The sequence below is a fragment of the Lutibacter oricola genome, from assembly GCF_900106565.1.
GTDB classification, from domain to species: domain Bacteria; phylum Bacteroidota; class Bacteroidia; order Flavobacteriales; family Flavobacteriaceae; genus Lutibacter; species Lutibacter oricola.
In genome coordinates, this window is record NZ_FNNJ01000002.1 from 411096 (window position 1) to 433456 (window position 22361).

The window sequence follows — 22361 nt, forward strand, 5'->3', positions numbered from 1 at the left end:
CTCTCTATGAAGTTTACAATTATTACACATGCCGAACATAAATTAAAGCAAGATTATATCTATGCGTACGAGCCGTATGTAAAAGAAATGAACTTATGGTTAAAGTTTGTGGATGAGGTTGAGATTGTAGCTCCAGTTTCAACTAAAGAAATTTCAAAAATAGATACGCGATATAAATGCCATTCTGAACGCAGTGAAGGATCTGTAACTAAGAAAGCTGAGATGCTGAATCAAGTTAAGCATGACGGAATGGTAGTTGCATTACCTTGTAATGACGAAATCAAATGTCATTCTGAATGCAATGAAGAATCTGTAAATAGAAATATTAGATGTAAATCAATTAATTTAAATAAAATCCCATCATTCAATATAACTTCAACAAAAAATAGTCTAAATGCACTATTTAAAATCCCTTCTATTCTATGGGAAATCTATAAAGCAATGCAAGGAGCAGATCATATTCATTTGCGTTGTCCTGGTAATATAGGTTTGTTAGGCTGTTTGGTGCAAGTTTTATTCCCCTCAAAACCAAAAACAGTAAAGTATGCCGGTAACTGGGACCCAAAAAGTAAACAGCCATTAAGTTACAAATTTCAAAAATGGATAGTATCTAATACTTTTTTAAGTAAAAATTGTAAAGTGTTGGTGTATGGAAATTGGCCAAATCAGTCTAAAAACATTATCCCTTTTTTTACAGCAAGTTATTCTGAAAAGGAAATAGAGGAGGTTGAAATCAAAACTTTACGTCATTGCGGATCGAACTGTCATTCCGTGCTTGACACGGAATCTTTAGAAAGTGAACAACAGATTTCCAATCGAGTTGGAAATGACGAGTTTGGACGTCATTCCGTACTTAACACGGTATCTTTAGGAAGTGATGATGAGATGCTGAAACAAGTTCAGCATGACGAATCGGAACGTTATACTCAGCTCGACAAAACAGCACGGCATCCTCGGCTAGACTTGGGATCTCATGAGTTAGAACAAAAGAAACAGATTTCCAATCGAGTTGGAAATGACGAAAAGAAGAATCTGGATAAATCGGTCACTGAGCGAAGTCGAAGTGAAATATATGGAACACTAAACCCAATCAAATTTTTATTTGTGGGCGGATTTACAAAAGGAAAACAACCATTACTCTCCGTAAAAGTGGTACATGAACTTTTCAAAAAAAGCTATAAAGTAACATTAGAAATGTATGGAGATGGTCTAGAAAAGAATTACGTAGAAAACTATATAAAAGAACATAATTTAGAAAAGATTATAAAACTTCATGGGAATCAACCAAAAGGTATTGTAAAAGAAGCATATCAACAAGCTCATTTTTTAGTTTTTATATCAAAGTCTGAAGGCTGGCCTAAAGTAGTTGCAGAAGCTATGTTTTGGGGATGTGTTCCTATTTCGAGTAATGTTTCTTGTGTTTCAAGTATGTTGGGAGATGGAGAAAGAGGGAGTATCGTAAATCCAGCTATTGAAGAAATAGTAGAGGAGATAACATCTTATTTTAAAAGCCCAACAGTATATCAACAAAAAGCTAAAAAAGCAATGGATTGGTCTAGAACTTATACCTTAGAAAAATTTGAACGTGAGATTGGGAAGTTACTTAAGTCATTCCCTTGAAAAAGAGAATTTTTAGATAAAGAGTTACAGATTTCCAATCAAGTTGGAAATGACGAATTAGACCGTCATTCCCAGCTCGACTGGGAATCTTTCCCTTCGAAGTTTAAATTAAATTTAAATGAAAGAAAGTTATATTTACATATTAAGTAATAAAAATCATACTGTTTTATATATTGGAGTCACATCAAATTTAAAAGATAGAATCCAACAGCATAAAAATGGAACGGGTTCAATTTTCACTAAAAAGTATAATATAGTTATGTTAATGTATTTTGAAACTTTTACAAATATTAACGAAGCGATTAAAAGAGAAAAACAACTGAAGAAATGGAATAAGAAATGGAAATGGGAATTGATCCAAAGTATTAATCCACAATTAAAAGATTTGTATCAAGATTTAATACACTAACGTCATTGCCTTGAAATAGGGCATCTTTATATAAAGAGTTACAGGTTTCCAATCAAGTTGGAAATGAAGAAAAGAAGATTCAGTAAAATTTGGTCACTGAGTGGAGTCGAAGTGATACTATGAAAATGAAGATGAGATACTGAAACAAGTTCAGCATGACGAATCGGAGAGTTATCCTCTGTTTGGCCGGGCATCTTTAGAAAAAGAGTTACAGATTTCCAATCAAATTGGAAATGACGGAATATACAGATTAACGTCATCCCCTTGAAAAAGGGAATCTTTTTGAGATGAAGTTATGATTTTTAAACATGTTGAAAATGATGATTAAAAGATATTGAGAAATATAAAATAGTTTGGTTTTTTATGAGTAGCCATTATATCTTTTTCATTAAATTTGAATCGAATGAAAGAGCAGTTAAAAGTAATACAAATAATAGATTCTTTAACTCCAGGAGGAGCAGAAATGATGGCGGTAAACATTGCCAATGGGCTTTCAAGAAAAGGAGTTGATTCCTATTTATGTTCTACTAGAAAAGAAGGACTTTTAAAAAGTAAAATTTCAGGAAATGTTAAATATTTGTTTTTAAAAAAGAAGCAGACGCTAGGCATATATTCATTTAGAAGATTATATAGATTTATTAAAAAAGAAAAAATTAATATTATTCACGCACATTCTTCTTCTATTTTTATAGGTTTTTTAATGAAGTTATGGAATCCTAAATTGACGTTAATTTGGCACGACCATTATGGAAAAAGTGAAACCTTAGAAAATAGAAAATCAGATATATTAAAAGTTTTAGCTAAAAAAATAAATTTTGTTATTGTTGTAAATGATTTATTGTATCAATGGAACAAAAAAGCATTAAGAGTTAAAAATGTTGTAAACCTCTCCAATTTTGCAAGCATAAATAAACAAACAAAAGAAGTAATTAAGCTTAAAGGAGAGGAAGGAAAGCGTATAGTTTGCTTGGCAAATTTTAGACCACAAAAAGATCATATAAATTTATTAAAGGCATTTAAAATTATTCATCAAGATTTTAACGATTGGACATTACATTTAGTAGGTCTAGATTTAAATGATGAATATTCAGATAGTATAAAAGGTTTTATAAAAACGAATAAATTGACAGCGGCCATTTTTAGTTATGGAAGTGTTGAAAATACCTTTGAAGTTCTAGAACAAGCAACTATTGGCGTTTTAGCTTCAAAATCAGAAGGTTTACCAGTTAGTTTATTGGAGTATGGTTTAGCTAAATTACCTGTTGTAGTTACCAATGTAGGAGATTGTAACAAACTAATTTCTAATAATGATACAGGGTTGTTAGTGCCTCCAAATAATAAACTAGCATTAGGGGAAGCATTGAAAGAGCTAATTATAAATTCTACTAGAAGAAAACTATTTGCCGAAAATCTAAATTCATTAATAGTTAAAAAATATTCAGAAGACAGTTATTTAGATAAGTTGATAGCTGTATATTTGAAAACTAATGACGAATAAAAGAAGATTCATATTATCAGTACTCCATTTAGGTTTAGGAGTTGTATTACTCTCAGGAGTAGTAAGTAAAATATTTTCTTTATTAATACTCTTTTTCGGAATATATTTTATAATTAAAAATAGGAATGAGAATAATGAGGCTGCTTTTTTTAGTGCTTATATAGTAGGGGGTGAAGTGTTGTTTAGAATGTCTGGAGGACTTTTTTTATATGAGTTACCCAAATATTCAATTTTATTTTTTTTAATTATTGGATTATATATAGAAGATAAAAGACATCATATTTCAGTAAGTTATTTAGTCTATATTTTATTATTGTTGGTTGGAATCTCATTTACAAACATTCCTTTTAATGAATCTATACGGAAAGCTATTGCTTTTAATTTAAGTGGTCCCATTTTATTGGGAGTGTCTGCGATTTATTTTTATAAGAGAGTTTTTAAATTAGATGAGATACTAAACTTATTGTTTTTTATGGCATTACCAATATTTTCTATGCTAAGTTTGTTGTTTTTTAAAACTCCTGAATTGGCGAAAATAGGATTTGGTAGTTCTGCAAATTTTGCAGCTTCTGGAGGTTATGGACCTAATCAAGTTTCAACTATTTTAGGGCTTGGAATTTTTATAATTACAGTCCATTTATACTTCAAACAGCGAATTTTCATTATTTTTCTGTTAGATGTAGTTGTTTTTATGTATTTAATTTTTAGAGGATTGATTACTTTTTCTAGGGGAGGTATGCTAACAGCGTTTATATGTATAGCTTTATTTTTATTTTTTTATGTGCTGGCTACTCGTGAAAAATTAAAAAGCATAATGAAATATGGCGGTTTAATTCTGTTTTTTGGAATTTCTTTAGGGGTTTACACATCAAATGTAACCGGTGGGATGCTAGAAAATAGGTATATGAATAAAAATGCTGCAGGAATAGCTAAAAAAGACATAACTACCGGAAGAGCAAGTTTATTTAAATCTGAATTAGAGTTTTTTATTAATAATCCTTTTTTTGGAATTGGAGTTGGTAGTGGAAAGTATGCAAGAAGAGAGTTGCATAATATAGAAGCTGCTTCACATAATGAAATAAGTAGATTATTGGGAGAGCATGGAGTAATAGGGTTATTAATTTTACTATTGTTAATATATATACCTTTAAAACACCTGTATTACTCACCCTATTTGGCAAGAGCTTTTTTAAGTGCTTTTTTCTTGTTTTGGTTTTTAACAATTAATCATTCAGCTATGCGTATTGCTTTTCCAGCCTTTATTTATGGGTTGAGTGTTTGTACCATTTATTTTGATGAAAATGAAGATAGTTTACATAGGTAATAATTTAAAAAGGGGCAACCCAACAACTTTACAAAATTTAAGTGCTCTGTTGAGTACAGTTGGTTATAGAATAAAGGTGTATGGGACTTCAAAAAACAAGTTTTTGCGTATATTAGAGATGGTTTTTGGAGTATGCAAAAATTATAAAGCTACTTATGTTTTAATAGATACCTATAGCACTACAAATTTTTATTACGCGCTGATAATTTCTCAATTGTGTAGGTGTTTGGGAGTGTCTTACATACCAATTTTACATGGTGGAAATTTACCTGTTAGATTAAAAAAGAACCCGTTGCTATCTAAATTAATTTTTAAAAATTCTTATAATAATAGTACACCATCATTGTATTTAGAAACAGAGTTTAATAATCAAGGTTATGAGACAGTTTATATACCTAATCCAATGCAATTAGAGAGTTATAAGTTTAAAAAACGTTCTCATATTTCCCTTAAATTGTTATGGGTAAGAGCTTTTGATGAAATTTACAATCCTAATATGGCTATTGAAGTAGTTTCTGAATTAAAGAAAAGAGGAATAACAGCTTATTTATCTATGGTTGGTCCAGATAAAGATGGAAGTTTTGCAGATTGTAAAGAATTAGCAATTAAATTAGGTGTTGAGAATAAAATTGAATTTACAGGGTATTTATCCAAAGAAAAATGGGTTCAAAAAGCAGCAAATTACGATATTTTTATAAATACTACTACAGTAGATAATATTCCAGTAAGTGTATTAGAAGCTATGACTTTGGGATTGCCTGTAATTTCAACCAATGTAGGTGGCATTCCGTATCTTATTAAAGATAAGTTTAATGGATTTTTAGTTGAGAATAACAATGTGGATGAAATGGTAGCAAGTGTGCTAGATTTAACAAAAATGAATTCTTCAGATATCAATATTCTTATCGATAATGCTAGAGTAACAGCTGAAAATTGTGATGAAGGAAAGGTGCTTAAAAAGTGGCAAGAAATTTTAAAATAATGTTTAAACTACTATTTAATATAGGGCAACAATTACGAAATCCAAGTTTAATTAAACACTTGGAGTTTTTAAAGGTTTCAGAAAAATGGTCTTTGAAGGAGTTGGAAGCCTATCAACTAGAGAAGTTGAAGGAACTAGTTTGTGTTGCTAAAGAGAATAGTCCGTATTTTAAGCGTTTATTAAATCAGAAAGGGATTGTTAAAATAGAATCTTTAGATGATTTAAAGAAAATTCCAATAACTTCAAAAAAAGAATTGTTAGCATTTAATAAGGATATACATACCAATTTAGAGTTGAATAAATTTTTTACAGCAAATACTTCAGGAACTTCTGGAGAGGCATTAAAATTTAAAAGAGAAGAACGTGCAGATTCTTTTAATAGAGCTTCCATTTTTAGAGGTTATAGTTGGTATAACGTAAAACCTTGGTACAAGAATGGTTATTTTTGGGGTTTCAACTTTACGTCCTCAGAAAAAATAAAAACGAAGGTGCTAGATCTGTTTCAACATAGATTTAGAATGTTTAGTTATAAAAATAATGAACTAGATTTATTTGTAACTAAATTACAAAAAGCAAGTTATTTACATGGGTATTCATCTATGATATATCGTGTAGCCAAATATATAAATGAACATCAGTTACCAAAACCAATACATTTAAAAATGGTGAAAGGAACTTCAGAAAAAATAATGGATAGTTATCAAGCTGAAGTTCAAAAAGCATTTGGATTAAAAATGATTAATGAGTATGGAGCTGCAGAAACAGGCATTATTGCTTTTGAATGCCCGTTTGGCAATATGCACATAAATATGGAAGGTGTTATTGTTGAAGAAATTGAAAATGAAATAATAGTCACAAATTTACAAATGCATTCATTTCCTATCATACGTTATAAATTGGGTGATTATATAAAATTATCTAAAACAACGGATTGTAAATGTGGAATGAAGCACACTATTATTGAAGAAATTACAGGTAGAGTAGGGAATATAGTGTATGGTAAAGCACATGAATATCCAAGTTTATATTTTTATTATGTGTTTAAGAATTTGGCTAAAATCAATAAATTGTATTTAAATTATCAAATAAGTCAAGATAAAAAAGGTGAGTTAAACATTGCCGTTGAACAGTGTTTAACAAATGTAGAGTTAAATTTATTGCAAAATGAATTAGAGAAATACTTTAAGAACGATATGGAATGTGTTATTTTGCATTCTAAAAATATACAAACAAACTCTAAAAAACATAAAAGTTTTATTTCTACTATCTAATGAATCCTTTAGTTTCTATAATTACACCAAATTTTAATGCTGAAAAATATATTTCACAAACAATTGAAAGTGTTTTAAATCAAACCTATACTAACTGGGAGTTAATTATAGTTGATGATTGTTCTACTGATAACTCTGTAAAAATAATTCATCAATTTTTAGGGAGTGAAGCTAAAATTAAACTCATAAAGTTAGAATTAAATAGCGGTGCAGCAGTTGCAAGAAATAAAGGAATTGAAATAGCTAATGGGGATTATATATCATTTTTAGATAGTGATGATATTTGGTTGCCACATAAGTTGGAAATGCAATTAGATTTTATGATGGTGAATAAGTATGTACTTACTTTTTCATCATACATCTCTAAGGAAGAAGGACAAGAAAAAGAAGTTATAGTAGAAGCTAAAAAACGTGTTGGATATAAAGATTTGTTGAGAAATAATTATATAGGTTGCTTAACAGCAATGTATTCTGTAAATAAATTGGGAAAAGTATTTTTTCCTTTGATAAAAAAAAGACAAGATTGGGCTTTATGGCTTAAAATAACAAAAAAAGGATACAAAGCTTATAGCATAAAAAAACCGTTGGCTATTTATAATAATCGTTCAAATTCTATTTCAAGTAATAAATTAGATTTGTTAAAATACAATTGGAAAGTTTATAAAGAAATTGAAAAATTTAATAGTATAACAGCTCTATTTTACATGGTGCAATTAATTTTTATAAAAATTCTAAAACAATAAATCAAAGTTATACGCATTTTATACCTAAAAATATGCAATCTGTTAATTGATAGGGATAAATGCATATGTAGATTTAGTTTATAAACTCAAATCATGTATCTTCGAATTTAAAATATAGAATACTATAATGCCCCATAAAAATCTACATTTTTCTATTTCTGAACGTAAAATATATCTACGCTTTTTTGATGTAGTTTTCATAGTCTTAGGCTTATTTGGTTTGAGTTATGTATTCGATTTTGAATATTTTAATTTTAATCATTTAAATATTTATACTTGGCTACTAGTGCTAATTATATATTATTACTTTTTTGGTCAAATTTTCGAATTATTTAATTTAAAAATAGCTAGTGACTACTATTCAACATTTAAAAGTGTTGCTTTAACCGTATTATTTACTGCTATATTTTATGTTTTTACTCCAAAAGTATCCCCAATATTACCAGAACAACGACTTGAAATTGGCTATTTTGCATTTACAATTTTGATATCAGTTTTATTAAATAGGTTCTTATACATTGCACTTATATTTTCACCAAGATTTCTAAAAAACATACTGGTAATTGGTAGTATAGCAACCATTGAATCACTTTTACAAAAAAATGAAAGAAGTAAAAGTAATAGAATAACAACTTATATTTCAAATAAACAATTGAGATTTGAAAACAGTTTGGTTTTTAGCGATATAGAAAATGTTGATATTGCTTCATTAATTAATAAGCAGTATATAAAAGAAATATTGGTATGCTCTAATTCAGAAGAATTGATAGGCGATAAGGTAAACAATCAATTGATTAATTTATTCGAAAAAGGGTTGAGTATTAGAAGTATAGATAGTTTTTTAGAGTCGGAAACATTTAAAATATCAGAAAGCCAATTAACATCTAATTTTTACAACTATTTTTCATTTAGTAAAAGTCACGAAAACAATTTATACCTTGCTTTTAGGAGGTTATTTGATATTTTGTTTTCAGCTGTTGGAATTTTATATATGCTAATTTTAATTCCAATAATTTATATTATCAATTTTTTTGGGAATAAAGGCAAATTGTTTTACATACAAGAGAGAGTAGGTGAAAAAGGGAAATGTTTTCGCATTGTAAAGTTTAGAACTATGGTTTCTAATGCTGAACAAAATGGAGTACAATGGGCGCAAAAAGGAGATAGTAGAATAACGTCTTTTGGAAGGATTTTAAGAAAAACAAGAATAGACGAAGTTCCACAATTTATTAATGTTTTAAAAGGTGAAATGAGTTTAATAGGTCCTCGACCAGAGCGTCCAGAATTTGTAAAACAATTGGAACAACAATTACCGTATTACGCATTAAGACACGTAATAAAACCCGGTTTAACAGGTTGGGCACAAGTAATGCATCCTTATGCTAGTTCAGTAAAAGATCAACGAGAAAAGTTAATGTACGACTTGTATTATATTAAAGAAAGAGATTTAATTTTAGATTTAAAAATTGTAATTAAAACAATTAGTACAGTATTGTTTTTTAGGGGTACATAATTGAATATAGAAGTTCTCATATCATTTATTAGCGCATCTATTTTACTTACATTAATGCCGGGGCCAGATATTATTTATGTGCTGGTACAAAGTATTTCAAATGGAAAAAAATATGGTATTGTAACAGCTTTAGGTTTAGTATCTGGAATATTATTGCACACTACACTGGTCGCTTTTGGAGTTTCAGCTATTATAAACCAATCTCAATATCTATTTTTAGGCTTAAAAATTATTGGCGCAATTTATTTAGTGTATTTAGCATATACAACTTTTCTTAATTCAGAAGAAATTAAAATAGGTGAAGCCTCTCCGAAAAAGGGTGTTTTTAAATTATTTAAGCAGGGTTTTATAATGAATGTTATTAACCCCAAGGTTTCCATTTTCTTTTTAGCATTTTTTCCAGGTTTTTTATACAGTACTACCCAAAATACTATAACTCAGTTTTTTGTGTTAGGAGGTATATTTATGGTACAAGCATTTATAATTTTTTCTATGGTAGCAATATTATCCGGTTACTTTTCTAACTATATTAAAACACACCCTAAATTTAATTCAACTATAAAATGGTTTAAAATTGTTGTTTTTCTCGGTATTGCATTGTTTATATTATTTTCATAATTGTATATTTGATTTTGAATGACAAAAGTTAAATTAATAGAATGTCCACGAGATGCTATGCAGGGAATAAAATCTCATTTTATTCCTACCAAAGCTAAAGCGCAGTATATAAATTCGCTATTGCGTGTAGGCTTTGATACTATAGATTTTGGAAGCTTTGTTTCTCCTAAAGCAATACCGCAAATGCGCGATACTGCTGAAGTATTAAGTTTATTAGATTTAAGCAGAACAGAAAGTAAACTACTTGCAATTGTAGCAAATATTCGTGGTGCAAATGATGCTTCACAATTTGAAGAAATTAATTATTTAGGATATCCTTTTTCTATTTCAGAAATTTTTCAAATGCGTAACACAGGTAAAACTATTGAGCAGTCATTAGGTATTTTAGATGAAATTTTAAATATTTCAATAAAAACGAATAAAGAAGTAGTAACTTATTTATCTATGGGCTTTGGTAATCCTTATGGAGATCCTTGGAGTGCTGATTTAGTTGGTGAATGGACAGAAAAATTAGTTTCTATGGGAGTTAATATTCTTTCTTTGTCTGATACTATTGGAAGTTCAACTTCACAAAATATTTCTTATTTATTTGAGCATTTAATTAAACAATACCCAAAAGTTGAATTTGGAGCTCATTTGCACACAACTCCTAATACTTGGTTCGAAAAAGTTGATGCTGCTTATAAATCAGGCTGTTATAGGTTCGATGGTGCAATTAAAGGATATGGGGGTTGCCCTATGGCTAAGGATGATTTAACTGGTAATATGCCGACTGAAAAACTTGTTTCATATTTTACCAAAGAAAAAGCCAATACTAGTATCCAAGCAATGTGTTTTGAAAGTGCTTATAATGAGGCTTTAAAACTATTCAATCCTTAATTTATCATATATTTTATTGTTATATAAACACTCTATATACTAGAGCTATATATTTAATGACAATTATCATCTTATTTAGAAATATTCTAAATAAAGCTTTGTTATGTTACATGAGTTACATATTTTTGCTTCTTATTTAAAACAAGTCTAAATAAACATAAGTAAAATAAAAATGAAACATTTTAAATTAGTTTTCGCATTAATTGTATTAACAAGTTTAACAACAATAGCACAAAATACTTTACAACAAAATTCAAGTCAAAGAATATTATCTGTCGATAAAAAGGGGATTACTTTGGGTGGATATGCACAAATAGATTATAATGAATATGATGGTTCCAAAGCAGGTAAATTAGATGTTCATAGAATGGTATTGCTATTTGGGTATAAGTTTAATGATAAAGTAAGCTTTTTAACAGAAGTTGAATTAGAACATGTAAAAGAGGTATATGTAGAACAGGCATTTTTAAAGTATCAAGCAAGAGAAAATTTTAATGTTTTAGCAGGTTTAATGCTAGTACCAATGGGTATTATTAATGAATACCATGAGCCAACAACTTATTATGGTGTAGAAAGACCAAACGTAGATAAATATATAGTACCTACAACTTGGAGAGAGTTAGGTATTGGTGTTTCAGGAACTGTGAACTCAGCATCGCTAAAATACCAAGCATATATTTTTAATGGTTTTAAATCGTATGCAGATGGAGAAGGAGTTTTAAGAGGTAGCGATGGTTTACGTAAAGGAAGACAAAAAGGAGCTGAGTCTGTAATAAGCAATGCAAATTTATCTGCAAAATTAGATTATTACGGTATTCCAGGTTTGCGTTTAGGTGTTTCTGGTTATTTTGGAAAAACTCAAACAGATGAAACTGAATTAGTAGGTTCTCAAGTAGGAGTAGCTATGTTAGGTTTTGATGCGAGGTATAGATTAAAAAACTTTCAATTTAGAGGTCAATATATTTCAACAACTTTAAATGATACTGAAGAATATAATACCTTAACGGGTAAAGATTTAGGTTCTAAAATGGACGGTTTGTATGCTGAAGTAGCTTATGATTTTCCTTTAAAAGGTGTAGAAGTTTTAACTCCTTTTATTAGGTATGAAAACTATAATACACATTCAGAAACTGATGGTACATTAGTTCAAAATAGTTCTTATGATAGAGATGAAATTATTTTTGGTTTAAATTGGAAAGTTGCTAATGGAGCAGCATTTAAAGCAGATTACCAAATTGCAAATAATGCTGTATCAGGTAGCGATGCTACTAAAACATTTAATGCAGGTGTAGCTGTTTGGTTTTAATAAATAAGTTCTCAATATAATATGAGGTTATTACTTTTAGGGTAGTAACCTCATTCTTAAATTTTTAATATGAAGAAAATAGTTGTTTTTGTAGCGGGATTTTTATTAATTTCAAGCTTTACGGTTACTAATAGAGTAGAGAAATTGATTCAAAAAGAAATTAAATCAGTTTTTAGTATTGAAACTTATACAAAAGAAACTATTTCTGTTTCAAAAGAAATAAACGAGACATTGCCAATTAAAATTTCTGAAGAAAACTTTTTTAAAATTGTTAGTAACAAAGAATTAAAAGGTTACTACTTTATAAGTAAAGGTTTTGGTAAAACTGATTATTTCGATTTTATTGTAATTTTTAATAAAGATTTAATTGTTACAAAAATTAAAGTGTTGGTTTATAGAGAGGATCACGGTGGTGAAATAGGAAGTAGAAGGTGGTTAAAACAATTTATAGGTTTGAAGACCGATAAAAAAATTAATTACCAAGATGATATAACGGCTATATCAGGAGCTACATTATCGGCAAAATCTATTACAAACCAAGTAAATAAAATATTAAAAACAGTGCATATATTGCACCAACAAAAACAGCTTTAAATGCAAATTAGCGGTAGTATACATTCTTTTCCAAAAGAATTAAAAGTTTCTATAGTTTTCTTTATTCTTACTTTAAGTGTTGGTTTTTATGGAGGTTTAAGTTTTGTAAATAATACAACTTCAATGAGCTCTAAAGGTATAGAAACTCATTATTTAGGAAATGAAAGTGATGAGGATGCTGAAATAATGAAATTTAAAAAAAGTAAACGAGAAATGTTAACCGTGGTTCATAATCATATACTTTCTTTATCAGTCATATTTTTTCTGTTATCTATACTATTATCTACAACATCATTAAATAAAAAATTAAAATATATACTTATGGTTGAGCCATTTGTGTCTTTATTTTTAACTTTTGGAGGACTTTATTTGTTATGGAATGGTGTTATTTGGTTTAAATATATAGTCATAATTTCGGGTACACTAATGACTTTGAGTTTTGTTATAAGTACTATTTTAATACTTCATCAATTATATTTAAAAAAAGCACAATAATTTAACTTTATAATTGCTTTAAAACTTGTAATTTTAGTGTTTAAATTCGCTAAAATGAGAAATTTATTAATTTTACTACTAAGTATTGGCTTGTTAGGTGCTTGCTCAACAAAAGATAATACTATTAATTTTACGTTTATTCAGTTAAATGATGTCTATGAAATTGCTCCATTAGAAGGAGGAAAAGTAGGAGGAATGGCTAGGGTAGAACAACTACACAAAGATTTATTAAAAGAGAATCCAAATACATATCTATTTTTGGCAGGAGACTATTTAAACCCTTCACTTTTAGGTACTTTAAAGTATAAAGGAGAGCGAATTAAAGGGAAACAAATGGTTGAAGTTATGAATGCTATGAATTTTGATTTAGTAGCATTAGGTAATCACGAATTCGATTTAAAAGAAAATGAATTGCAGCAACGATTAAACGAATCTAAATTTCAAATTATTGCAACAAACCCAATGCATAAAACTGCGGAAGGTATTCAACGTTTTACTTCAGAAAAAAATGGTGTTAAAACAGAATTACCTAAAACAGTAAATTTTGATGTTAAGAACGCAGAAGGAACTTCAATAAAAATAGGTTTTTTTAGCGCTTGTTTAAATTCTAACCCTAAAAGTTATGTGCATTATGAAGATTTTTATGAGTCTGCAAAATTTGCAAATAACAAGTTGGAAAAAGAATGTGATGTAGTTTTTGGTTTAACACATTTAACTATAGATCAAGATAAAATGATTGCTAATATGTTTCCAAATGTTCCTTTAATAATGGGAGGCCATGAACATGTAAATATGTCGGTTCCAGTTGGTAAAAGTAAAATAACAAAAGCTGATGCCAATGCAAAAACGGTATATGTTCATAGAATTTCATTCAACAAAAAAACTAAAGAAACTACAATAAATTCTGAATTAGTTTCAATTACTCCAGAAACTGGTAGCGATAAAAATGTGGCTAGTATTGTAAGTAAATGGAATGTACTTTTAGATGAAAAAATTAAAGAAATTTTACCAAATCCTGATGAAGTTATATTTACTGCAACAGAGCCATTAGACGGTAGAGATACACCAATTAGAAGTACACAAACAAATTTAGGTTTATTGGTTACTACGGCAATGGCACATAGTTTTGACACTAAAATAGATTGTGCGTTGGTAAATGGAGGTTCAATTCGTATTGATGACCAATTGCAAGGTGATATTACAGGTATAGATATTTTTAGAGTTTTACCTTTTGGCGGTGAAATTTTAAAAGTTGAAATTAAAGGAGATTTATTGCGTAAAGTTTTAAACTACGGAAGATTAAAAGCGGGTAAAGGAGCCTATTTGCAGCGCTATAATGCCGCATATAATAAAGAAACTAAAATTTGGACTGTAAATAATTCAAAAATAATAGACACTAAAGTTTATACAGTTGCTTTTAGCGATTATTTATTAAAAGGTTATGATATTCCGTTTTTAACCCCAAATAATAAGGGTGTAATTAAAGTGCACAAAAATAAAGAAACTGCTAAGGCTCACGATATTAGAAAGGCAATAATAGTACATTTACAAAACTTATAAAAAATAAATAGGTATTTCATTTAAATAGTTTAAATTTGCACGCAATTAATTTCTAAGTTGATTGCATTATGATTTCAGACTCTTCAAAATTCGTAGGAGAAGGATTAACCTACGACGATGTATTATTAATTCCAGCATTTTCAGAAGTATTACCGCGCGATGTAAGTACGCAAAGTAAATTTACTCGTAACACAACGTTAAACGTTCCAATTGTATCCGCAGCTATGGATACTGTTACCGAAAGCGAAATGGCAATTGCCATGGCTCGTGAGGGTGGAATAGGTGTGTTACACAAAAATATGACCATAGAACAACAAGCTATTGAAGTAAAAAAAGTGAAACGTTCAGAATCTGGAATGATTCTAGAGCCTGTTACTATTACAAAAAATCAATCAGTTTTAAAAGCTAAAAATTTAATGAGAGAATATGGTATTGGAGGTATTCCAGTAGTAGATTCTAACATGAAATTAATTGGTATTGTTACAAACAGAGATTTACGTTTTGAAAAAGACAACACTCGTAAAATTGAAGAAGTTATGACTTCTAAAAATTTAGTAACAGTTGCTGCAGGTACTTCTTTAAAACAAGCGGAGATTATTTTACAAGATAATAAAATTGAAAAATTACCAGTTGTTGGAGATGATAATACACTAGTTGGTTTAATTACCTTTAGAGATATTATTAAAGTACGTGAAAACCCAAGTGCAAATAAAGATACTTACGGACGTTTAAGAGTTGCCGCTGCCATTGGTGTAACAGGAGATTCATTTGAGAGAGCAGAAGCATTAATTAAAGCTGGAGTAGATGCTTTAATTATAGATACAGCTCACGGACATACAAAAGGTGTAGTTGGTATTTTAAAAGAAATTAAAAAAGTATATCCTAATACAGATATTGTTGTTGGAAATATTGCAACAGGTGCAGCCGCTAAATATTTAGTTGAAGCAGGAGCAGATGCTGTAAAAGTAGGAATTGGACCAGGTTCAATTTGTACAACGCGTGTTGTTGCTGGTGTTGGTTACCCTCAGTTATCTGCAATTATTGAAGTTTCAAAAGCTATAAAAGGAACAGGTGTTCCAGTAATTGCTGATGGTGGTGTAAGATACACTGGAGATATTCCTAAAGCTATTGCTGCAGGTGCAGATTGTGTAATGCTAGGTTCATTATTAGCAGGTACAAAAGAGTCGCCTGGAGAAACTATTATTTTTGAAGGTAGAAAATTTAAGTCTTATAGAGGTATGGGATCTGTTGAAGCAATGAAACAAGGTTCTAAGGATAGATATTTTCAAGATGTTGAAGATGATATTAAAAAATTAGTTCCTGAAGGAATTGTTGGTAGAGTACCTTACAAAGGTGAAATATTTGAAACAATGCACCAATTTATAGGTGGTTTAAGAGCTGGTATGGGATATTGTGGTGCTAAAGACATAGAAACACAAAAACAAGCTCAGTTTGTAAAAATTACTTCTGCAGGTATGAGAGAGAGTCATCCGCATGATGTAACAATTACCAAAGAAGCTCCAAATTATTCAAGATAATTTATAAATAGTTATATATAGAAAAAGCCGAAACACTTGTTTCGGCTTTTTTGTATGAGTATACTTGATTACTGAGCGGAGTCGAAGTATTTTTTAGTTTAAAACGTATCAATTAAAATTTCTCAAAAACTCCTAAGCCAAATAAGGCGAAATCGTATTTTACCGGATCTTTTTTATCCATTTTTCTAAGACTTGTATCTAATTCAGCAAGCGCTTTGGCATCATTTTGTTTTCTTTTAAGCAAACCTAATTTACGAGCAACATTACCTGAGTGCACATCTAACGGACAAGATAATTGACTAGGAGAGAGGTTTTGCCATATTCCAAAATCCACACCTGCATTGTCATTTCTAACCATCCAACGTAAAAACATATTTATGCGTTTTGCTGCTGAACCTTTTAAAGGATTGGATATATGTTTTTGTGTGCGTTGTAAATGAGGGATTTCAAAAAAAATGTTTTTAAATACAGAAATTGCTTGTTGTGTAGAGTCTATTGAAGCATTATTAGCAAATACAGTCTCTAAGCCATTATAATTCTTATAGATATGTTGTATCGCTTTTATAAAATATTGTAAATCTAAACTATTAAAAGTTCTATGTACAAACCCATCAAAACTGTTTAAATGATGATCTTGGTGATTCATAACAAAATCGAAAGGTGAATTACCCATTAATTCTATCATTTTTTGAGAATTTTTAATAATCATTTTTCTATTTCCCCAAGCAATAGTTGCAGTTAAAAAAGCAGTAATTTCTATGTCTTCTTTTAATTTGAATTGATGAGGAATTTGAATAGGATCAGATTCAATAAATTTTGGATTATTGAATTCGATTACTTTTTCGTCTAAAAATTCTTTAAGTTCGGTTTTATTCACAAGTAATTTTGCTTTCTATTAAACGTGTTACATCTTTAATGGTAGGATTGAAATTAAACCAACAAATATCTTTATCTCTTTTGTTCCAAGTTACTTGTCTTTTAGCAAATCGGCGTGTGTTTTTCTTAATTTCTTCAATAGCAAATTCTAGAGTTATTTCATTATTAAAAAATTTAAACAACTCTCTATAACCAACAGTTTGCAGCGCATTTAAGTTTTTATGTTCCACTAGTTCTTTAGCTTCATTTAATAGGCCATTATTAATCATAATATCCACACGTTTGTTAATTCTTTCATACATTAACTCTCGTTCAGCTTGTAAGCCAATTTTTATAGTTTTAAAATTTCTGGGTGCTTTAGGTTTGTTTTTAAATGAAGAATAAGTTTCTCCACTACCAATACAAATTTCTAAAGCTCTAATAAGTCTATGTGGATTATCAATTTCTATAGAGTTATATGATTCTATATCTAAATTTTTTAATTGATTTTGTAGGTTTTCTATTCCTTTTTCTTTCAGTTGTTTATTTAAATTTTCACGAACAGCAGCAGGAATTTCAGGAAAATAATCTAGCCCATCAATTACTGCATTTGCATATAAACCACTACCACCTACCATTATAACAATATTATGTTGTTTAAATAATTGGTTAAGTTTTTCTAAAGCATCTTTTTCGAATTGACCTACATTATAATCTTCAAAAATACTTCTATTTTGAATAAAATGGTGTTTTACAGCAGCTAATTCTTCAGGATAAGGTACTGCAGTTCCAATACTCATTTCTTTATAAAATTGACGAGAATCACACGAAATAATTTCAGTATTAAAATGTTTTGCAAGCTCTATGCTTAGTGCAGTTTTACCAATTGCAGTAGCACCTACAATTGATATTAAATAGTTACTCATTGTTTAATTTATTTCCGCAGTTATGACAATATTTAGCTTTATCCGAGTGTTTATCTTCATTGCAATGTGAGCAGTGTTGTGTATTATTATGGTGGTGCTCTAATTCTGATTTAGTAATTTCGGAAGTTACAATACCCGTTGGTACAGCAATTATTCCATAACCTAAAATCATAACAACACTGGCAATAAATTGACCAAGTGGTGTATGAGGAGAAATATCTCCATAACCAACAGTGGTAAGTGTTACAATTGCCCAATACATACTTTGTGGTATGCTTGTAAATCCGTTTTCTGGACCTTCAACTAAATACATAATAGTACCTAAAATAATGGTTAATACTATTACGCTAAACAAAAAAACGGCTATTTTAATTCTACTGGCTTTTAAAGCTTGCATTAGTTTTGTTGAAGCACCTAAATAACGCGCAAGTTTTAAAATTCGAAAAACTCTTAATAAACGCAATGCTCTTAAAGCTACTAATGCGTGTGTACCAACAAAGAATAATGATAAGTATTTTGGTATAGTTGCCATTAAGTCTATTATACCATAAAAGCTAAAAATATATTTTGAAGGTTTTTTTATTGAAATAATTCTAGCAATGTATTCAATGGTAAAAAGTATTGTAATAATCCATTCAGAAATATTTAAAAAGTTATGATATTTTTTATCAAAACTTTCAACACTTTCTAACATAACTAAAATAATACTAGCCAAAATAGCGAGTATTAATATTATATCAAACCATTTTCCGTGGTGAGTATCTGCTTCATATATTGTTTCGTGAAGCTTATTCTTCCAGTTCGGATCTTTTTTTTGTTTCAATTTTTACTTTTTAATAAATATAAAATCACCTCCTTCGTCACCAATACCGTGGATTACACCGTATTGTGGTACGTTAGGACTGTTGTTTGCAACAGGAGTTTTAATATTACTAAATAATTCTAACGCAGACATATATTTTGAGGTATTATTTGTTAACCGATTTATTAAATATTTATAAAATACACTTTTGTTAGGTACTGTTTTTAGAGTTCCACTAGTAATTGCTTTTTTACTAGGTAGTTCGTACAGTTTTTGATAAGCTTTTGGAGCCTCTTTTGTAAGCGATCTTGTTTTAAATATACTACCACTAAAACAAGCATCAGAAATTAATAAAGTATGTTTTGCTTTAATTCTTTTAATAGTTGAAACAATTACAGAGTTTTGAATCCAATTTGCTGTAAATTCTTTGTCAGCATCAGCCGGTAACCAATAACCAACTTCCGCATCATCTTCATAAACACCGTGACCAGCATAAAATATTAATAAATTATCCTTTTCTGTAATTTTTTTTCTGAAAGTATCAAAAGCATTTAATATATCTGAACGAGTAGCATTTATTAATACTTTTACATTTTCTGGTTTAAAATTATATTTAGATGTTAAAATATTTCCTAAGCCAGTTGCATCTTTAGAAGGTAAACCTTCTAGATCTACTATTTTTGAATCTCCATAATCGCTAACTCCAATTAAAAGAGCGTAATAATTTCCAGTAGTTGTATTTACAACATCTACATTTGGGTTTACATCTACAATAACAGTAGGTTCTGGTGATTCTCGTTTAATAAAAAACTTTTTGGTAGTAGATTTTCCTTTAATATCTGAAGCTTTTACAATCAATTCATTATCTCCAATTCTTAGAGGAACTTCTGCTCTAAAATTACCATTTGCTTCAACATAGGCATCAGTACCATTAATGGTTACTTCATAAATACCATCTTTGTCTGTTGCTTTACCAATTACCTTTATTTTTTTAGATTTTACAATTTTAAATCCTCTTGAAACAACAACAGGTTCAGTAATATCTATTTCTGGTGGATAGTTAATATCACTATTTAAATATTTAATTTTAAAATTATCTATGTTAATTTTAGTTCTTTCATACAAGGTATAACCAAAATTATAACCAGGTACGTTGTACATTTCTATTTTATTTAAATATTGATTATTTATATATAACTTAAGTGAAGAACCAATTTTTGCAATTTTTACAATATTAGGAGCGTAGCCCGTTGCAATAGCAGAACTTTCAGTCCAATTAATTAGTATCGTTTTTTTGCTATCAACAAATTTTCGAAGTAAATAACTACCGTTTTTAGAAATAAATAGTTCGTGTTTATTATTCTCATCTTTTCTAAAAAAAACAAAAGCAACACTTCCATTATCTGTGCTATACTTTCTCTCAATAGTAGTTTCAACTTCAAAGTCTCTGTTTTTATCTAATTCTTTATATTTTCCAAAATACCATCCTCCAGAGTTTCTTTTATGCTCAATACCATATCTTCCACCAGAAATTGTTGTAGTATACTCTTCTTTAGATTCTACTGTCCAATTATTAGTATTATCGTTAAAATCTTCATAAAAATGATATTTACTTCGGTCAATATTATCAGTTACAACGGGATCAACTAGTATTATGTCTTTCTTTTTTTGATCTAAATATTTAATATTTATATAGTTAACTCCAACTTTTTGAATTCCAAAAACAACAAAACCAGTACTATTACCAAACTTTTTATAGGGAATATAATTTAGGTAATTATCATTAACATAAAATTTATATTTACCTTCTTCTTTTTTAATTTTTAAAATATTGCTATTTCCATCACCCTTAATAACATGGTCCGTTTTAGTCCAGGTAACTAAATTCTCATATTTACCATCATCATATTTCGATATTCTATAATGTCCATTGGCTGTTATATTAAATAAATATTGATTATTCACATCACTACGACCAAAAATTAAACCATAACCTGTGTTTTGTACACCTGTTAATTTTTTAATTTCAGTTTCTATTTGGAAATCTCTAGTAGTATCAATAGAAGGTATTTTATAAAAATAACTACCTTTCTCTTCTTCTTTTTTATTTATATAATATTTATTGTCGTAATTATAAGTACTTACCTCACTTGTAGAAGTACTTTTCCAAGAGTTCAAACTATTATTAAATTGGTCGTTTAATACATAACTCTCTGTATTTGATGTGGTTGTTGTGTTTTTGTTTAAGTATGTAATTTTTAAATTGTCTATCGAAATTTTTTGCTTGCTACTAACAGACCAGCCTAATCTATTACCCATAAAGCGTCTAAAATAGGTTGAATGTACTAGATAATCATTCAAATAAAATTTTAATTTACTGCCTATTTTTGTAACTGTAAATTTGTTGTTAGCATAGTTACTTTTGTTAACATATGACGAATTTTTCCAATCTACAAGTTTAGTTTCTTTACCTTCTTTTTCGTAATATATTTTATACGATCCATTACCTGTAACTAAAAATACAAATTCATTATCATTATCTTTTCTTCCAAAAATAATTCCATAGCCATTATCTTGTACACCTGATATTTTTTGAATGTTAGATTCTATTTTAAAATCTCTAGAAGTATCAATTGAAATACCTTTATGTGTGTTCCAACTACCATCTTTACGTTTGTGTTCAAAATAATATTTACCATTTTTTAATTGATATTCTCGATCTTTACTAGAACCAATTAACCAATCGTTATCATTATTCGAAAAATTTTCTTCGTAAAAAACAGTTGAATTATTGGCAAATAAATTATGGTCTTTATTTAAATAATAGGCCTTTATATAATCTACACCAATTTTTTGCTTGTTGTTTACTACAAAACCAACTCTTTTTCCAAATAATTTTGAAAAAGGCATTGAATGTACAAAGCTTCCGTTTATGTAAAACTTATATTTATTATTAGATTTTTCAACAGTTAAATTATTAATTGCCCCATTTCCTTCTTTTATAAATGAAGACGTAGTCCATTTTTTAATATCGGTTTTATCTCCATTTTCATATTTTAAAATTCTGTAGTAACCATTTCCAGAAATTTGAAACCAATATTCATTATCATTATCTAATCTTCCAAAAGTTAGTCCAAAACCATAATCTTGAACCCCACTTACTTTTTTAATTTTAGTTTCAATTTTAAAATCTTTACTGGAGTCAATATCCATTGCTTGGTGTGCTAACCAACTATTTTTATCTCTCTTATGGCTAAAATAGTAGTAGCCATCTTGTACAAAAAATGATCGTTTTTCATCACTTCCTTCAGACCAATCTTTAATATTTGAATAAAAGTTATCTTCAAAAATTGTATTGGAATTTGTTTGTGCAAAAAGTGAGCTGTAAATTAATACAACAATTAGTAGTAGTTTTGATTTCATAAGGG

The 22361-nt window shown here is 28.8% G+C and carries 19 protein-coding genes; 15 read left to right on the plus strand and 4 right to left on the minus strand.

Annotation, left to right across the window (positions count from 1 at the left end; translation table 11 throughout):
• The first annotated feature begins 6 nt into the window (after window positions 1–6).
• The 15 genes from BLU40_RS17855 (at window position 7) to guaB (ending at window position 16350) form a co-directional block, all read left to right on the plus strand.
• Window positions 7–1620: a glycosyltransferase gene (locus tag BLU40_RS17855; protein ID WP_090121315.1), complete on the plus strand. Its 1614-nt coding sequence runs from the start codon at window positions 7–9 to the stop codon at window positions 1618–1620.
• Between the two features lie 118 nt (window positions 1621–1738).
• The gene (locus BLU40_RS06440) at window positions 1739–2029 is read left to right on the plus strand and encodes a GIY-YIG nuclease family protein (protein ID WP_090121318.1); all 291 of its coding nucleotides are present in this window, start codon (window positions 1739–1741) and stop codon (window positions 2027–2029) included.
• Between the two features lie 403 nt (window positions 2030–2432).
• Window positions 2433–3527, plus strand: coding sequence for a glycosyltransferase (locus tag BLU40_RS06445; RefSeq protein ID WP_090121320.1), 1095 nt, complete (start codon window positions 2433–2435; stop codon window positions 3525–3527).
• Entirely contained in the window at window positions 3517–4851 is a 1335-nt protein-coding gene (locus BLU40_RS06450) for an O-antigen ligase family protein (protein ID WP_090121322.1), read from the plus strand. The genes BLU40_RS06445 and BLU40_RS06450 overlap by 11 nt, the downstream gene beginning before the upstream one ends.
• 103 nt (window positions 4852–4954) lie before the next feature.
• The gene (locus BLU40_RS06455) at window positions 4955–5833 is read left to right on the plus strand and encodes a glycosyltransferase family 4 protein (RefSeq protein WP_245729905.1); all 879 of its coding nucleotides are present in this window, start codon (window positions 4955–4957) and stop codon (window positions 5831–5833) included.
• Window positions 5833–7104, plus strand: coding sequence for a phenylacetate--CoA ligase family protein (locus tag BLU40_RS06460; protein WP_245729906.1), 1272 nt, complete (start codon window positions 5833–5835; stop codon window positions 7102–7104). Before BLU40_RS06455 ends, BLU40_RS06460 begins: the two co-directional genes overlap by 1 nt.
• The gene (locus tag BLU40_RS06465) at window positions 7104–7847 is read left to right on the plus strand and encodes a glycosyltransferase family 2 protein (RefSeq protein ID WP_090121324.1); all 744 of its coding nucleotides are present in this window, start codon (window positions 7104–7106) and stop codon (window positions 7845–7847) included. Before BLU40_RS06460 ends, BLU40_RS06465 begins: the two co-directional genes overlap by 1 nt.
• A gap of 127 nt (window positions 7848–7974) precedes the next feature.
• The gene (locus tag BLU40_RS06470; protein WP_090121326.1) at window positions 7975–9360 is read left to right on the plus strand and encodes an exopolysaccharide biosynthesis polyprenyl glycosylphosphotransferase; all 1386 of its coding nucleotides are present in this window, start codon (window positions 7975–7977) and stop codon (window positions 9358–9360) included.
• Window positions 9361–9978: a LysE family translocator gene (locus BLU40_RS06475; protein WP_245729907.1), complete on the plus strand. Its 618-nt coding sequence runs from the start codon at window positions 9361–9363 to the stop codon at window positions 9976–9978.
• 18 nt (window positions 9979–9996) lie between these two features.
• On the plus strand, window positions 9997–10857 hold the full coding sequence (locus tag BLU40_RS06480; RefSeq protein WP_090121331.1) for a hydroxymethylglutaryl-CoA lyase: 861 nt from the start codon (window positions 9997–9999) through the stop codon (window positions 10855–10857).
• A gap of 172 nt (window positions 10858–11029) precedes the next feature.
• Entirely contained in the window at window positions 11030–12163 is a 1134-nt protein-coding gene (locus BLU40_RS06485; RefSeq protein ID WP_090121333.1) for a porin family protein, read from the plus strand.
• Window positions 12164–12232: 69 nt separating this feature from the next.
• Entirely contained in the window at window positions 12233–12757 is a 525-nt protein-coding gene (locus BLU40_RS06490) for an FMN-binding protein (protein WP_090121336.1), read from the plus strand.
• Window positions 12758–13252 carry a hypothetical protein gene (locus BLU40_RS06495; protein ID WP_090121339.1) on the plus strand — a complete coding sequence of 165 codons (495 nt, stop codon included), beginning with the start codon at window positions 12758–12760 and terminating at the stop codon, window positions 13250–13252.
• A gap of 54 nt (window positions 13253–13306) precedes the next feature.
• On the plus strand, window positions 13307–14812 hold the full coding sequence (locus tag BLU40_RS06500; RefSeq protein WP_090121343.1) for a bifunctional metallophosphatase/5'-nucleotidase: 1506 nt from the start codon (window positions 13307–13309) through the stop codon (window positions 14810–14812).
• Window positions 14813–14880: 68 nt separating this feature from the next.
• Window positions 14881–16350, plus strand: coding sequence for an IMP dehydrogenase (gene guaB / locus BLU40_RS06505; protein ID WP_090121345.1), 1470 nt, complete (start codon window positions 14881–14883; stop codon window positions 16348–16350).
• Between the two features lie 112 nt (window positions 16351–16462).
• Here guaB and BLU40_RS06510 read toward each other — a convergent pair whose 3' ends face one another.
• The 4 genes from BLU40_RS06510 to BLU40_RS06525 are packed head-to-tail and all read right to left on the minus strand — an operon-like array spanning window position 16463 to window position 22356.
• On the minus strand, window positions 16463–17227 hold the full coding sequence (locus BLU40_RS06510) for a TIGR02757 family protein (protein WP_090121347.1): 765 nt from the start codon (window positions 17225–17227) through the stop codon (window positions 16463–16465).
• The gene (gene miaA, locus BLU40_RS06515; protein WP_090121349.1) at window positions 17220–18131 is read right to left on the minus strand and encodes a tRNA (adenosine(37)-N6)-dimethylallyltransferase MiaA; all 912 of its coding nucleotides are present in this window, start codon (window positions 18129–18131) and stop codon (window positions 17220–17222) included. Before miaA ends, BLU40_RS06510 begins: the two co-directional genes overlap by 8 nt.
• Window positions 18124–18954, minus strand: coding sequence for an ion transporter (locus tag BLU40_RS06520; protein WP_090121351.1), 831 nt, complete (start codon window positions 18952–18954; stop codon window positions 18124–18126). Before BLU40_RS06520 ends, miaA begins: the two co-directional genes overlap by 8 nt.
• 3 nt (window positions 18955–18957) lie before the next feature.
• Window positions 18958–22356: a caspase family protein gene (locus BLU40_RS06525; protein WP_090121355.1), complete on the minus strand. Its 3399-nt coding sequence runs from the start codon at window positions 22354–22356 to the stop codon at window positions 18958–18960.
• Window positions 22357–22361 lie beyond the last annotated feature (5 nt).